Source organism: Flavobacterium sp. TC780 (assembly GCF_056783245.1).
This window is the reverse complement of record NZ_JBXBAV010000125.1, coordinates 1-14484: the sequence shown is the minus strand read 5'-3', so window position 1 is coordinate 14484 and position 14484 is coordinate 1. Positions and strand designations below refer to the sequence as shown.

General features: G+C 40.5%; 13 protein-coding genes and 3 pseudogenes. 8 read left to right on the top strand and 8 right to left on the bottom strand.

Translation table 11 applies throughout. The features are described from left to right. From AC1RYN_RS13805 to AC1RYN_RS13780, 6 genes and pseudogenes are all read left to right on the top strand, one after another. A pseudogene (locus AC1RYN_RS13805) lies at positions 1 to 455 on the top strand (hypothetical protein); the annotation flags it as partial. A gap of 327 nt (positions 456 to 782) precedes the next feature. Further along, positions 783 to 959, top strand: coding sequence for a hypothetical protein (locus AC1RYN_RS13800; RefSeq protein WP_481807422.1), 177 nt, complete (start codon positions 783 to 785; stop codon positions 957 to 959). Between the two features lie 244 nt (positions 960 to 1203). Further along, on the top strand, positions 1204 to 1542 hold the full coding sequence (locus tag AC1RYN_RS13795; protein WP_061084768.1) for a MerC domain-containing protein: 339 nt from the start codon (positions 1204 to 1206) through the stop codon (positions 1540 to 1542). A 37-nt stretch (positions 1543 to 1579) separates the two neighbouring features. After that, positions 1580 to 2698 carry an MFS transporter gene (locus tag AC1RYN_RS13790; RefSeq protein ID WP_481807421.1) on the top strand — a complete coding sequence of 373 codons (1119 nt, stop codon included), beginning with the start codon at positions 1580 to 1582 and terminating at the stop codon, positions 2696 to 2698. A 501-nt stretch (positions 2699 to 3199) separates the two neighbouring features. Further along, positions 3200 to 3492: pseudogene (locus tag AC1RYN_RS13785) on the top strand (RteC domain-containing protein). Then, entirely contained in the window at positions 3486 to 3689 is a 204-nt protein-coding gene (locus AC1RYN_RS13780; RefSeq protein WP_481807420.1) for an RteC domain-containing protein, read from the top strand. Before AC1RYN_RS13785 ends, AC1RYN_RS13780 begins: the two are co-directional and overlap by 7 nt. Positions 3690 to 3790: 101 nt before the next feature. Here AC1RYN_RS13780 and AC1RYN_RS13775 read toward each other — a convergent pair whose 3' ends face one another. From AC1RYN_RS13775 to AC1RYN_RS13750, 6 genes are all read right to left on the bottom strand, one after another. Then, entirely contained in the window at positions 3791 to 4957 is a 1167-nt protein-coding gene (locus AC1RYN_RS13775) for a helicase-related protein (protein WP_481807419.1), read from the bottom strand. Between the two features lie 286 nt (positions 4958 to 5243). Beyond that, the gene (locus tag AC1RYN_RS13770) at positions 5244 to 5537 is read right to left on the bottom strand and encodes a hypothetical protein (protein WP_481807418.1); all 294 of its coding nucleotides are present in this window, start codon (positions 5535 to 5537) and stop codon (positions 5244 to 5246) included. A gap of 120 nt (positions 5538 to 5657) precedes the next feature. Then, entirely contained in the window at positions 5658 to 6245 is a 588-nt protein-coding gene (locus tag AC1RYN_RS13765) for a hypothetical protein (protein ID WP_481807417.1), read from the bottom strand. A 1146-nt stretch (positions 6246 to 7391) separates the two neighbouring features. Beyond that, on the bottom strand, positions 7392 to 7529 hold the full coding sequence (locus AC1RYN_RS13760) for a hypothetical protein (RefSeq protein ID WP_481807416.1): 138 nt from the start codon (positions 7527 to 7529) through the stop codon (positions 7392 to 7394). A 1152-nt stretch (positions 7530 to 8681) separates the two neighbouring features. After that, on the bottom strand, positions 8682 to 9140 hold the full coding sequence (locus AC1RYN_RS13755) for a hypothetical protein (protein WP_481807415.1): 459 nt from the start codon (positions 9138 to 9140) through the stop codon (positions 8682 to 8684). Between the two features lie 95 nt (positions 9141 to 9235). Continuing rightward, positions 9236 to 9673 (bottom strand): DUF1896 domain-containing protein, encoded by a 438-nt coding sequence (locus AC1RYN_RS13750; RefSeq protein ID WP_024564664.1) that lies wholly within the window; start codon positions 9671 to 9673, stop codon positions 9236 to 9238. A gap of 186 nt (positions 9674 to 9859) precedes the next feature. On the opposite strand from AC1RYN_RS13750, the gene AC1RYN_RS13745 reads away from it, so the two are divergent. After that, the gene (locus AC1RYN_RS13745; protein WP_024564663.1) at positions 9860 to 11989 is read left to right on the top strand and encodes a DUF262 domain-containing protein; all 2130 of its coding nucleotides are present in this window, start codon (positions 9860 to 9862) and stop codon (positions 11987 to 11989) included. 18 nt (positions 11990 to 12007) lie between these two features. Then, on the top strand, positions 12008 to 12484 hold the full coding sequence (locus AC1RYN_RS13740; RefSeq protein WP_481807414.1) for a hypothetical protein: 477 nt from the start codon (positions 12008 to 12010) through the stop codon (positions 12482 to 12484). A 310-nt stretch (positions 12485 to 12794) separates the two neighbouring features. Here the strand turns inward: AC1RYN_RS13740 and AC1RYN_RS13735 are convergent, their stop codons facing one another. Both AC1RYN_RS13735 and AC1RYN_RS13730 read right to left on the bottom strand, forming a co-directional pair. Beyond that, complete coding sequence (locus tag AC1RYN_RS13735) at positions 12795 to 13676, bottom strand: ORF6N domain-containing protein (protein WP_024564661.1); 882 nt, start codon at positions 13674 to 13676, stop codon at positions 12795 to 12797. Beyond that, positions 13666 to 14427 (bottom strand): annotated as a pseudogene (locus AC1RYN_RS13730) (topoisomerase C-terminal repeat-containing protein); the annotation flags it as partial. The gene AC1RYN_RS13735 and the pseudogene AC1RYN_RS13730, both read right to left, overlap by 11 nt. Positions 14428 to 14484 lie beyond the last annotated feature (57 nt).

Sequence of the window (14484 nt, the reverse complement as noted above, 5' to 3'; positions counted from 1 at the left end):
TTACATTGTTACTTAACCTACTGGTTGAGTTACATATGCTAAGGTTAATACATGCTCCTGTTGTTAGGGAGGCAGCACCTCCGTTTATTCCTGCCCCAAGGTACAGGGGAGAAATCAAAGCTGAACTAAAGGAAGTTAATCATACATTTTCTAACGCCTATATCAAATTCGGTATAGACTATTTCTTTAAGCAAAACAGATTTTTCAGTGCTTACGGAACAGAAACGGCAACACCGGCTTACACGCTGTTGAGTGCAGGAATTGGAACAAATATAAAGGCATTCAACCGAAGCGACTTTATGTCTTTGTATATCAGTGGAGAAAACTTGGCTGACGTGGCTTATCAAAATCATTTGAGCAGGTTGAAGTATGCCCTTGAAAACCCCGCAACAGGACGTATGGGTGTTTTCAATATGGGACGTAATATCAGCGTGAAAATGATAATGAATTTTTAACAACAACTCTGTAAAGCCTTATCAAATGTATGGTAGGGCTTTGCAGAAAATTTTTGATAAATATGAGAAAGATTTCAATTACAGTAATACTATTGATATGCTCCATAATTACCAATGCACAGCGTTCGGAGCATTCCGATACTACACCACCGCAAGAGTTTTCCCTTAGTGCCGGGGCGGTCAATACCGCTATTCTACAAAAGGGATTTTACGGGGGATATTTGGATTTAAAATATTACCCCGTCAGAAAGGTGGGCTACGGGGCTTAGTTTTTCACTTGTTGGAAGAAAGATAACAGATAATTTCACTTATTCGATAGGACAGCCATTGGTTGATTTTTATGAAATAGGCTGGGTTAATCAATATGACATAATTCAGAAAGATAAAATCCGTCTTGGGGTAAGCCTTAATAATGGTGTTGTTATTTCGAGGCTTGGGGATAATGCCGAAAAAGAAAAATATATTGGGCAAGATTTGGTTCGGGAAAACGTGCAAAAGAAGTAGCTACAAATTATTTCTACCTGTTACAACCCGGCTTAAATATTTCGTACAAGATTTATTCAAACACTAACAGTCCTGACATTTACTTTACAACCAAATTACAGTATCGGGCAGTATTTGGCAGTCCGAAATACGGACAAATCAACGACTTTTCTAACTATTGGATAGGAGCAGGAATTACAGTTTTAAGCGATATGTAAACAGAATTATTTAAAAAATTTCAGAACAATACTATAAGAAATCATAAATGAAAAATAAAACATACGACATACTCGGCATTTCGGCAGCAACGCTCTGTTTAATCCATTGCCTGATTTTCCCCTTGCTTGTCATTATACCGATTGGCATATCGCATAATCCGTATATAGATTTAGCCTTTTTGATTATCGGAGCTATTATAGCCTTCAAAATCTGCAAGACGACTGACAGCAAGCTGGTCATTGCTCTTTTTGCCGTTTCATTGCTTACGATTTTAATTTCGGTAGTCCTTGATTTTGTTTATCATATCCACCTACCGCTTATCTATGTAGGTTCTGCCGGACTTATCACGGCTCACATCATCAATCATCGAAGAACACATACTTAATGAAAGTATATCAATATATAAAAAACATCATTACTGAATGGCAACAGATAATATAATAAAAGTAATCACAGAACCATTTAAAACCCTGCGAAACACGACTTTCGCAAGGCTTTATTTCGCACAGATAGCAAGCCTTTTCGGCGATGCTTTTACGTGGCTCGGTCTGGCTTTGCTCACGTATGAGATAAGCCCCCAAAATGCCGCCGCTATTTTGGCATCAGCCCTAACATTAAGGGTAACGGCATACATCATATTTTCGCCCTTTGCAGGTGTGGTATCAGAAAAATTCCAACGCAAACAGATATTGCTCATCACGCAGTTTGCAAGAATGACAATCGTCTGTATGCTGCCTTTCGTCAATGCCGAATGGCAGTTGTACGCATTGATATTTGCATTGAATGTGTTTGCTGCATTTTTTACGCCTACATACAGGGCAATCATTCCGCAGATAGTAGAAAAAGAAATATACAGAGAAGCTAACGGCTTATCAATGGCAACTTTTCAATTGTTGAGCGTATTTGGTCCTGCATTAGCAGGTATCGTAGCAGTTTGGTTAGGAGCGACACAAATATTTTTCGTCAACGGTGCTACCTTGTTCATCGCTATATTGTTCATTCTTTCCATTCCGAAATCATCATTGCAAAAAGGTGTAAGCAGTGATAATGCCGTACCTCAAAAAACGTGGGGCGAAGTATTAAAAGGCATACGCTTATTGTTCGGCAACAAGATTGTACGGTTTGCATTGAGCATTGAATTTATATCAGCCGTTGCAGGTGCTTTGGTATTGGTCAATACAGTAGGATTAGTAAAAACAAATCTTCAGTTAGATGATAAACACTATGGCTGGATAATGTCGGTATTCGGTGTAGGTGCAGCGATTACAGCATTTTTATTGGGTAGTTTGGACAAGTCCAAAACACGTAGCGTTTCACTGATTAGCGGAGCAATGCTAATAGGTGTTGCCATTAGTTTTGCCAATTTCGTACCGTTCAACGGTTTGATAATCCTGTGGATTTTGGCAGGTATCGGGCAGACGTTAGCCGATATGCGGTCCGAAACACTGATAGGCGAAAATATCGAACCTAAAACCAAGGCAAAGTGTATGGTGCTCATTTCGCATTCTCCCATTTGTGGTGGGCAATCGCCTATCCGATAGCAGGATTTTTAGGTACACAGTTACGCAACAGAGAATTTTTGTACGGTGGGATAGCCACCATTGTTTTGGCGGTTGTAGCCATTCTGATGTTTAGAAAATCAAATTAAAAAAGCCTAATCAAAGATGCAGCCTGAATATTAATTTAAGATAACCCGTATGGATAAATTTTATCAACAGACGCTAATTAAGCTGGAGGCAAAAATCGGGAATTGGAAATTGAAACCGATTGCTCTGTGCAACGAATTGAAGCAGTTATAAAACTTATCATTAAAACATTGTCCGACATAAAAGGAGCGCGTCTAAAAATAGGGTTTAAGAATGATGTTGAAGAAATCCATTTTTTCAAACATCGGAAACCCGTTTATCGTTGCTAACTTCATTTATTACTATGCCATTTATAAAATTGAAACAAAAAGCCCAACGGCACGAAAGCGGTCAAAAAATATTTCAATGAAGAATTGAGAAAACTCAAAAGACACTTCAATAATAACCTTGAGCTTTATGAATTATTATAGTACCAACAGTACATTTCTTGATGAGAAGCTATTTATAAGAGGAAAATTTGATATTAAGTTAAGTATCAACACTATTTATTTGGAAACAGATATTAGGTTTTCTACTTCTATGATTATAAAATAGCCGAGATTATTGCCAATGATTTAATACAGGTATTATCTGAAGCCAAATTAAATAAAAGCAATCAGAGGCAGAGACATCAGAAAATCCGCCTACTCAAATGGACGGCAAGCAAAACTACTCACAACCGAATTGATTTACGGATTGTATTTTGTTAAGTGTATTCAACAATGGGAATACGGATATTATCAATATCGTTAGATATTTTGAGCGTGTTTTCGGTATTGATTTAGGCGATTTTTACCATACGTTTATGGAACTCAAATCCCGAAAGATAAAATTCATTCGTACCAAATTATCAGACAGTATGCGTGAAGCACTTATAAAAAGAATGGACGAACAGGACGAGAAATAGTCAGTCATTGGATTGAAAAAAAGTAACAGGGGATTTGCAGATCCCCTGCTTTTTAGCCAGCATTATAATCAAAATTTGAGGTCTTCATTCTCATTAACTCATTATTTACAATACCCCTCGTGCCAAATGAACACCTTTTGTCCGTACAATACTCTCCAAGATTTTGGCGTTTCTTGCTTTTTATCAACCTGTTCCGCAGACTGTCCTTTTTGTTCCGGTTCGATAGATAGCTGTATCTTTCGCTCGATAGCAGCCAGCTCCGTTTTGAGTTCGCTCAGTCGGCTCTCCTTAGACCACGTACCATTAACCACCTCCTGAAGCACAGGTATATCCTTTTGATAGCTCGCAATGCTTTCCTGTTCCTTTGCAATAAGTGGCGGTATTTTTTCCAACGCTCTCAAAAAGTTAACGGAGGCGGTTTCAGGGTCTTTCGCAATCACACCGAAATTATGATTGTACTTGATGTTGCCCTCTCCCTTTATGAAAAATCGGTTGACCCGAATATCTACGCCGTCTTTTTGCGACATTTCCGTTTTAACCAAAAGCTGAAAGCCGTACAAACTGCCAATCTCCTGATAATCCCCACCTGTACGGGCTTTGTCTGCAATCTCGTTGAGCTTGGTTCCAATCTGTTTAACATTTGCATTAGGCGACAATCCGTCCAACTGAACGGGGTTTGCGATTTTGCCGTCCTGCCTTTTTTGTATGCGTTGCTGTAAGTTCTCCCAATCGGTTGTCATACGGTTGAGGCGTGATTGAGCTGCGTTAAATTCTTCCGTATAGTTTTCCAATTTGCCTTTAGCACTGTACTTAGAGCGGTTAAACGCTTGCTTCTCGCTTTCCAATCCGGCAATCTGTTTTTCAACCCGTGCCTTATCCAACAGGTCTGTATTTCCTGACAGGATTGCCACGTATTCCGAGAAGTTCATACCCGACTTTTCGTCCATACTGCCCTCGTCAATGGTTCGCTTGCCCAGATTATTGGATTTTAATTGGTCGATAAATAGCTGTTTGTTGAACAGCAGGTTGAACTTATAACTATCCAGAGATTTCTCAACGGCATAAATGATTACATCTACTTTGTTGTCCGCAAAAAGTTTGGCAATTTCATTGCCTTTTCGGACTGCCCGACCGTCACGCTGGGCAAGGTCGCTTGGTCGCCACGGGGTATCTAAGTGATGAACGGCAACGGCTCTTTTCTGTGCATTTACACCTGTTCCGAGCATACTAGTTGAGCCGAACAGCACACGGATTTTTCCCTCGTTCATTCCTTTGATAAGTTCTTTACGCTGCTTGTCCGTTCTTAGCTTCCTGAATGAACCGGACTTCGTTAGCAGGTACGCCGTGGTCTTCCACGAGCTTGCGTTTGATTTCCGGAATACACATTCCACTCATCCCGGCTTGTAGGTTCCCAGATCAGAAAAAACGAACTGCGTACCTTTCTGTGCATTATATTTGTTGTAATACTTCGCAATATGTTTGCGCACAATGCGTAGCCTTATTGTCGGGGTGGTCTTCATACAGCCGCTTACCATTCGCATATCCAGTGACATCTTACGGGCATAGTCCGTAGCAATAAGCATTTTGGCTTTTTCTTCGCTTTGACTTAGCGGGTGTCTGCCGAGCAGTTCGGCATTTCCCGACTTTGGCAAACTCCATTAAGTTCTGAATAAACTCCTCCTGGTCGGGCGTAGGCGGAATATTGTACAGGATTTCTTTTTTTTCGGGACGGTCAATGCCTATATCTTTGGCAGTCCGGTAATCCGTGATTTCAGAGTAAAACTGTGCCAGCTCCGGTACTTTGATAAAATAACGGAAACGTTCTTTTGCTACGATATTGTTAGCCACTGAAAATTCGTAATCGGTTGTTTTCCTTGCGTATATAGCTGCCCACGCATCAAAACGAGTGAATGCCCTGTTTCTCTAATGCCCGTGGTCGCAGGTATTTGAATAGGAGGTATAATTCCGTCAATGAATTGCTGATAGTTGTACCCGAAAGAAAGGTTGCACCCATATCCGCATTGATTCGCTCCTGAATGGTACGGATAGCAAAAAAAGGTTCATCGCCTTTTGGCTTCCGTCCACATTACCCAATCCGGCAACCCTCGTATGTCTTGTATTGAACATCAGGTTTTTGAATTGGTGGCTTTCGTCCATGAACAAATGGTCTATGCCCATCATTTTAAAGTCGACCATATCATCTTTTCGGTTTTCAATATCGTGCTGTAGGGTTTTTAGTTTGACTTCGAGGTTTTCCTTTCGCTTGATAGCTCCGGCAAGCATCCCCCTTGTAACTTCCGCACCGTCTGCCTCCATTGCATAGAGGTTTCGCTCCACGTTATCCAATTCTATTTCGAGGATTTCCTTTTGAATTTCGGGGCTTTGCGGTATCATCCCGAATTGGTCGTGCGTGAGAATGACACAATCCCAATCGTTGTTTTTAATATCCCCGAATATCCGCAGGCGTTTTTGTGGCGTGAAATCTTCCTTTACCTGGAAACAGTATTTTTGCGTGGGGGTACGCAGTTCGGTAGGCTTCGGCGATTTCGTGTACATTACTCTTTAATCCGATTATCATTGGTTTGTTGCCAAGCCCAAACGCTTCATTTCCTGTGCAGCCGTACACATAACCAATGTTTTCCCAGCACCGACCTCGTGGTCGCAGATAGCCCCGTTGTTCAGCTTAATCATCCAAACGGTATCCTTTTGGCTACTGAATACAGGTCTTCGATACCCAACGCTTTGCGGTCTAAGCCTGCAAAGTCCTGATGGCTTCCGTCATAGTTTGGACGGACGAAACAGTTGAACGTATCGTTGTATTGGTCGGTCAGTCGGGTTTTAAACTCGTCACTTTGGGCGTGTAGCCAATCCGATAAAGGCGGTACGGATTTCGTCAATTTTGGAATTAGCCATTTGTATGGCTTCCATATCCCGTACCTTGACTTCCTGCCCGTCTACTTAACTTTCTTGGTTATATCGGGTGTCGTATTGACAAGGGCGTGTTTGAGTAACGCCACACCGTCAAACGTCCGGCTCTCCGACTTTGACCGCATACTTTGACCCAAATATTTAAGTTTCCCTGATTCAATGACCGAAAAATCATCGGAGCTGTCCGAATAGTTGATATGTTACATCTGCATCGAACAGGTGTGAAGCAAATTTGGCATAAACGCCTGTGGGTATCCAGCGTTCGCCGAGGTTAAAGTCCAGCTCCTCAAATTCGATACGTCTTGGTCGGGCTTCCTCCAATACGGTAAGGCTTTGTTTTGGCTTCCTTATCATCGGGATTTTGTTCAACGTAGGTCTCTGATTTCGTTGGCTTTTTCAACCACATTGCCCGCTATCCAGCGTTCGGCAATTTCGTACTCCCTTTCCAACGGGTTGTAAAAAATACGACCGTGCAAATGCTTCTTTCAGGGCATCGGCGGTCATATTGCTGACTTCGGACATAAAGTCCAAATCCACCCTGCCGCATTTGTTCAGCGATGAAGCTAATGCTTCATCGGCGGATTGTCAGTTGCTAATGGTTGTGGTTGAAAAACTTACGGGATGGCTGAATATATCCGCTTTCTGAACGATGCCGCCATTTACACGCTCCAAATAAGGGATTTCTTTTCCGGCAGCTATCCGTTTTAATCAGCTTGATATTATCGGCACTATTAAGGCTGCTGTACTTTTTGATAAAGGCATCGTAAAGGCGGTTCAGGTTTTCCCTTTCTTCTTTTTGCTCCGTCTGAATTTTGCTTCTTTCTGTAAAGGCTCATTGTAAACATCACGTACAGCGATATACGCTTCGGCTCTTGCTTTTTGGGCGGCCGGCAACTGCAAAGGATGGAACATCGCCATTCCGTCTTACTTATCCACATCCTGAAAATGACCGACCCAGCCGTTATCCACGACAAGGCAATCGTTACGGTGGAACGATTGCAGTTCGCTGACTGTACGGAGGCAGGTTCGGGAATGGCAAGGTCACGGGAATAGCTGGTTGTCCGCTTGGCCGTTTCCGTTTTACTATGAAAACAAGTCGCCGATGAGTTTCCTGTTTTTTATCTTTGGTGAGGTATCTTACACCTCGTACCAATTGGACTGGCGTATACGGTTGTTGCATCGCTCGCTGAATAAGGTCCGATTTGCCGACCTTGATAGGCGTTTTCCTCTTTTAGAGGTTTGCCTTTTGACTCTTGGGGTTCGCTTTAGGCGGAACAACTGAACATACAGGTTCGCCAGCATTTTCAAACAGGTCAAAAATGCTTAACTGCGTTGATTCCTGCGGGCTTTCCCGATTGGTTACGGTTGTTTGCGTAAAACGATAGTGGCTTTCGGCTGAATGATTTCACGCTCTGCTAACTGGAGGTGTTGGTGTTGGTTGTCAGTCGGGATTTTTATTATTGGCTCTTCGTTCCGTTCTCCTTTGTACAAAACTATATTCAAGGTGCTCCCTAAAATCTTCGGAAAGCATCTGTTTCAAGATTTTTGGCAATCCCCTCAATGCCGTCTTTATGGGTATAAATTACATGCCAGGTGTCCATAGGCATCGGTATCTAATTTACGGTGGTATTTATAATTCTTGCACCGTCCTGAATGATGAATTGCTGGGTGTGCTGTACCCCGTTTTGTTGCTTTGGCAAAACAGATCTTCCCTTCTGGGTCAGATTTTGTTTTGCCGTGTTCTTTTGAAGGATTATCAGGTCGCTGCCGACCTGCTGTACCTGCATAATCCGTAAACAGGTTATTCGGCAGGCGGACTACTGAAACCAGAATAGTTGTTTTCCATCAGCGCCCTGCGTATCGGCTCATTATTCGGGCTGTTTAAAATTCCCTGCGAGGTAATGTAAGCCTGAAGACCGCCCTCTCGGAGCATATCATTCCCTTTCAGAAAAAATAGTTATGAATGCTTCGGGCTGCCTGTATTTTTGCACGGTCCTTACTTTCGGGAATAGGAAAGGTCGAAATACGGAAGTATCGCCAAAAGGGATGTTGCTGGCAATTATATCATAGCTGTTGTTGTTCCTTTTCGGGGATTTCCTCAAAGCCTGTAATACGGATATTACTTTGGGTATAAAGCTGCTTTAAAATTTTGCCTGTAAGCACATCTTTTTCGTAGGCGGTAACATTGGTTTGGTTCTCTGCAAAGGACTGAACAAAAGCCCCGACACCTGCGGAGGGTTCGAGGAATTTGTCAATGTTCAGACCGCTATCCCTCAATGTGGAGGATATAGCGTTGATAACTTCCGGCGGTGTGTAAAAAGCGGTCAGCACCGAGCTTTTCATACTGTCCACATATCGGCGGTATTGCTTTTCGTCCGTAGCGTTCTCTTTTAATAGTTGGTGGAGTTCCTGCGTTATCGGGAACAAATCGTGTTCGGTCTTCCGCCAATGGTTGATGTCTATTTCGTCCGCTATGGGATTGAGAATGAATTTAAGACCGCCAAATCCGCTGTAACTCATCATTACGCCCTCTTTCCTCGGCGGTCGCTTGTCGTTGCTCCTTTTCCAATGTAAAAGCAATCCGCAGGGCTTCAATATTGTGCTGGAGGTGCTGACGTTTACTGAAGCCCATTATCTTCAATCCAAATGGCGATGGTTCCCGTCAGTTCGGTATAGAGGACATCAAACTCATACCCGTAGGCGAAATCATCGGTTAGTTTATACTTGGCAAATACAGGCTCACAGATGGGGAACATTTTAAGGGCGAACGGTCGCAGTTCCTCGTCTGCCATTAGGGTATCGAACTCATTACAGACCACCTGAAAAACCGTATCAAACTTGGAGAAGTGCAAGCCCTCAAAGAGTATGTAGTTGGCAATCTCATTGCATTGGTCGATAGCGTTGCCGGAGCGGAACGCACCCTCGTAAGCACTGGCAGCCCAAGAGGAACGCTGGTCGATAAATTTTTGGTCGTGTGCTTTTTCGGGAAAGCTACCGTTGAGGTGTTCTTGCAGTCGTAAACGGAAATAAGACAGGTCTTTTTGCTGTGTACTCATAATAAATTTTGTTTTAGAATTTTGCGTAAAGCCTAAAATTAGAGCAGGTAGCAAGTAGCTTTAAAGAAGTGGCAGGGTTTGGCTTTGAAAGGCAGGATTTGGCTTAAAACCAATTAATAGCAAAGAATTTAATTTGTATTTTTGATACTTGATAAAATCAACAATTAAAAGAACGGTCATCAAATAATGAATGAATTAGAACCCTTAAAAAGTATTTTTAAAGACAGAATATTTAAAATACCCGATTATCAGCGTGGCTACGCTTGGACAACAAGGCAATTGAAAGATTTTTGGGAAGATTTAGTCAATCTTCCTGCCGATAGGTTTCACTATACAGGCTTACTCTCTTTGAAAAAAGTCGATAAAAATATCTGGAATAACTGGAATGATGAACGATGGTTAATTGAAGATAGAGGGTTTAAACCTTTCCATATCGTTGATGGGCAACAACGGTTGACTACATTTGTAATTTTCATTCAAGCTATTTCGGAACAGCTAAAAGCAATACCGGAAAACAAAGGCAAAAAAGATGAAGAAATTTATCTTGGCTCTTTTAGCTTAAAGGCTATTAAGGAAGAATATTTAGTAATAGAAAAACCTCCTCAGTTTATTGTTACAACCTACAAGTTTGGCTATGAGGTCGATAATCCAAGTTTTAAATATTTACGTCATAAGGTGTTCTTAGAACCAAATAGCGGAACAATACAGGAAACTTTTTACACGCTCAATCTTGAAAATGCAAAGCACTTTTTCAAGGAAAATCTACAAAACTATTTTGAAACATACGGCTTAACCGAGATAGAAACACTATTCAAAAAAGTTACGCAAAACCTAATGTTCAATGTTTATGAAATAAGTGACGATTTTGATGTTTTCGTAGCATTTGAAACGATGAATAATCGTGGTAAAAAGCTGTCAAATTTGGAACTTCTCAAAAACAGGCTAATTTATTTGACTACTTTGTATGATGAAAAGGAGTTAAAAACTGATGAGAGAAATTCTCTGCGTGAAAAAATCAATGATGCTTGGAAAGAAGTTTATTATCAACTTGGGAGAAACAAGAAAAATCCACTTAATGATGATGATTTTTTAGTGGCTCATTGGATAATGTACTTTCAATATACAAGGGAAAAAGGCGATGATTATATTCGCTTTTTGCTTGAACAGAAATTTACACCTCAAAATATCTATGCAAAGACAGAGGTAAAATTAAGTTCATTGCAAGAGTTTGAAGAAGTTCGGGAAGATGAAGACACCGACCAAGAAGAAGTTGAAATAAACGGAGAAGAAGAAGTAATTGTTATGCGTTCCCAGCTTGCGCCCAAAGAAATAGAAGATTATGTAAACAGCTTAAAGGCTGCCGCCGTACATTGGTATAATACCCATAACCCTGTTAATAATCCGGACTTAACCAAACAGGAAAGTCTTTGGATAGACCGTTTGAATAGAATAGGTATAATCTATTTTCGTCCACTTGTAACAGTAGCTTATTTGAGTAAGAATGTTAATCCTGATAAAAGAGTTCAGCTCTTTAGGGCTATTGAGCGTTTCATTTTTATTACATTCAGGCTTAGCCGAGCTTTTTCAACATACAGAAATAGTGAATTTTATCGTGCAGCAAGACAACTGCGAAATGGGGAACTAACAATTGACAATATCATTCACAGATTGAATGAAAGAATGGATTATTGTTTTTATACACCTGAAAATTGTGAAGAAATCTACTTTGATTATACCTATTTTCAAAAATTCATTGACAAGAAGTTTAAAAGTGGAGGTGGTTTCTATTCTTGGAATGGGCTTAGATATTTCTTATATGAATATGAAATGGAAAAAGTTAGACAAAGAGGAAGTCAAAAAATAGATTGGAAACTGTTTGTAAAGAGCGAAAAAGATAAGGTTTCTATTGAGCATATTTATCCACAGACACCAACGCATAAATATTGGAAACAAAATTTCAAGGAATATAAAAAGACTTTTCAACCTTTCTTTCAGGGAACATTAGGCAACCTTTTACCATTGTCGCAAAGTATAAATTCAAGTTTGCAAAATGATTGCTTTGAAGATAAGCGAACAGCAAAATATAATGACAGAAAGGAGAAATTAAGACAAGGCTATTCTGACGGTTCGCATTCAGAGATTGAAGTGTCTGGATATAATATTTGGAACCCGGAGACTATCCTTGACCGAGGTAATAAATTATTAGAATTTATGGAGAAACGCTGGGATTTGAAATTTGAAGATGATGAAGCTAAAGCAGAATTATTATTTCTTGATTTTATGCTTCCCGAAGATGAGCATAGTATAGAAGAATAACCTAAAGTATTTTTGTAAATGAATTATACAGAAAACATTGAACGCTTAAAAATACTACTTACAGGAGCATCCACCGATGTTACTATAACAAGTGATAATGAAGCAGAATATAAACGATTGAAAAGTGAGCTGAATAAATCTGCGAAGTTCCAAACCAACCAACCAAAGGAATTTAAAATTTGCTTTACACTTCAAGAATTTAGAAGAGAAATGCAAGCAAAAGGCGGGTATGCAGAACGCAGAAAATATATTAACGAGATATTCTATCCTCTAATTTCAGATGAAAATTCCCTATTGGATAGCATCGAGGAAATACAACAAAGCGTAAACTTTGGTCATTTAAACCTTTTGCCGCAAGACATACAGCAAAAAGGACGAGAAATGTCGGAAGTCTATTTATATTTATATTGTATTGAAAATTCTTTAAGAATTTTTATTGAAGAAATTGTGAAGACGGAAACAGTAAATATTCCCGAAAAGTACAAGAAACCATAGATAAATTAAAGAAAAGCGAACAAGAAAGTAAATATTTACCCATTCGAGGTAATAGTAATTTATTTTACTGTGACTTTATCGAGTTAGGAAAAATAATAGTCGGGAATTGGACAATTTTTGGGAAGTATTTTCCAAAACAGAATGAACATTGGTTGAACGTAATGGTTGATGAATTGTATAAGATACGGTGTTTGGTTGCTCATAATAGTTATGTTGGTAAAGATGAACGTGATGCACTAAAAGTTTATTACAAGAGTATCACGGCTCAATTACAGTTATAGTATAAATTTAAACCCTCTGAATAGAGGGTTTATTGTTGATACAGGAGTTGAAGCATCCTACCGACCTCTACATCCATTCGGGAAAAAGCAAACCACTTTTTACCCAAATCTTTGAGCGAAGCTCCGATATGGTACAGTTCCGTTTGGTCGATTATCAAAAATCGGTCGTGGGCATCGGAAAACACCTCAATTTCAATCGGGGGATATTGGCTGTTGTAGCGTTGTATATCCAGCCTTAGCTGATTGCTGATAGCTTTGGTGTAGATTTTTGCGGTTACATTATCCTTACGTTTGCCCAACAAGGTCAGCACCGTATCATCGGCATAATTGTCGAGCAGGATAATGGAGCTTTCGGCATTCCTGATAATATCCGCTACAAACTTGTAAGCATCAAAGACCTGCCCGTTATAGAAAACACCTTTTTCGCTTTGGAGCTTGTCGCTTTCCAAAGCCTTAAAGATTTCCTCAATCTTTTGGTCGGTTTCTAATTGCCTGATTTCGATTTTATCCAGCCTATGAAAAAGAGAGGCATTGCTGATGAGCATTCTCCGCATTTCTACAAATGCGTCCATAATTTCAATGCTCACTCTTACGGCGACATCTGAACGGAGTACAGCAGATAACATCGCTATTCCTTGCTCGGTAAAAACGTAGGGCAGGTAACGTCTTCCGCCTCGCCCTACGTTTGAGGTTCCAATTTGGAACCTCAAAAAATCGCTTTCTTCATCGGTCAGTTGAAAGCAAAATTTATCGGGAAACCTGTCTAAATTCCGTTTTACAGCCTTGTTCAATATTTTGGTTTCTACCTGATATAATGTAGCAAGGTCGCTATCCAGCATAACCTGTTTATCACGAATGGTATAAATCAGGTTGCTGATTGCTTGGGGTATCATCGTTGGCTTATTTTCCATTGCGTTTATTGCTTTTCTTTTTCTCAAACTCAAAGGAACTTTCCGAGTTCTCATTCAACACGATATAGGCATCGAATTTCTTTCCGGCTTTGCTTTTCATTCCCTTAATCAGAGGGGTTTTACCATTATTGACAAGGCTCGTAATATCGGCTATGCTTAATTGCACTTCGCAAACCCTACGGAACTGTACCCAATTACAATGTTCGTCAGGGCATTTTACAATCTTGTCACGGATAATCAATTGCTGGCTTTTGCATTTCGGGCAGGTCAGTTTAGGCAGGTTCTCATTGGCAATAGAGGTTTGTAGCAATTCGTCCGTTATAGACTTTGCATAGGTTTCCATTTCCCTCAAAAATACCCTTGCATCAACTTCGTTGTTTTCGATTTTCTGCAAAGCCAATTCCCATTCGGCAGTCATAGCCACGTCCGCAATTTTGCGGTATTTGACTAATCCATATACCTGCAATCCTTTCTCCGTAGGGATTAAGGATTTCTTTTCCCGTTGGATATAATTACGGGTAAACAGGGTTTCGATTATCGCAGCTCTTGTGGCAGGCGTACCGATACCGATATTTTGCAGGGCTTTTCGTTCGTCCTCGTTTTCGATTTCCCTGCCTGCATTTCCCATTGCCGACAATAGTCCGGCTTCGGTAAACAATACAGGCGGTTTGGTTTTCTTCTCCAAACAGGAGGCTTCTTTGATTTTCAGCTCATCGCCCTTTTTCAGTTCGGGCAAATCCTGTATCGGTTCGGTATAGGTGCTGCCTCCCTAACAACAGGAGCATGTATTAACCTTAGCAATACATAA

What these genes read in the sequence shown, in the direction of transcription:
- AC1RYN_RS13795 (WP_061084768.1), top strand. Translation starts at nt 1,204, where the DNA reads ATGAAAAATAAAACATACGACATACTCGGCATTTCGGCAGCAACGCTC.
- AC1RYN_RS13790 (WP_481807421.1), top strand. Translation starts at nt 1,580, where the DNA reads ATGGCAACAGATAATATAATAAAAGTAATCACAGAACCATTTAAAACC.
- AC1RYN_RS13775 (WP_481807419.1), bottom strand. Translation starts at nt 4,957, where the DNA reads ATGAACGAGGGAAAAATCCGTGTGCTGTTCGGCTCAACTAGTATGCTC.
- AC1RYN_RS13765 (WP_481807417.1), bottom strand. Translation starts at nt 6,245, where the DNA reads ATGTACACGAAATCGCCGAAGCCTACCGAACTGCGTACCCCCACGCAA.
- AC1RYN_RS13760 (WP_481807416.1), bottom strand. Translation starts at nt 7,529, where the DNA reads ATGTTCCATCCTTTGCAGTTGCCGGCCGCCCAAAAAGCAAGAGCCGAA.
- AC1RYN_RS13755 (WP_481807415.1), bottom strand. Translation starts at nt 9,140, where the DNA reads ATGATGAGTTACAGCGGATTTGGCGGTCTTAAATTCATTCTCAATCCC.
- AC1RYN_RS13750 (WP_024564664.1), bottom strand. Translation starts at nt 9,673, where the DNA reads ATGAGTACACAGCAAAAAGACCTGTCTTATTTCCGTTTACGACTGCAA.
- AC1RYN_RS13745 (WP_024564663.1), top strand. Translation starts at nt 9,860, where the DNA reads ATGAATGAATTAGAACCCTTAAAAAGTATTTTTAAAGACAGAATATTT.
- AC1RYN_RS13740 (WP_481807414.1), top strand. Translation starts at nt 12,008, where the DNA reads ATGAATTATACAGAAAACATTGAACGCTTAAAAATACTACTTACAGGA.
- AC1RYN_RS13735 (WP_024564661.1), bottom strand. Translation starts at nt 13,676, where the DNA reads ATGGAAAATAAGCCAACGATGATACCCCAAGCAATCAGCAACCTGATT.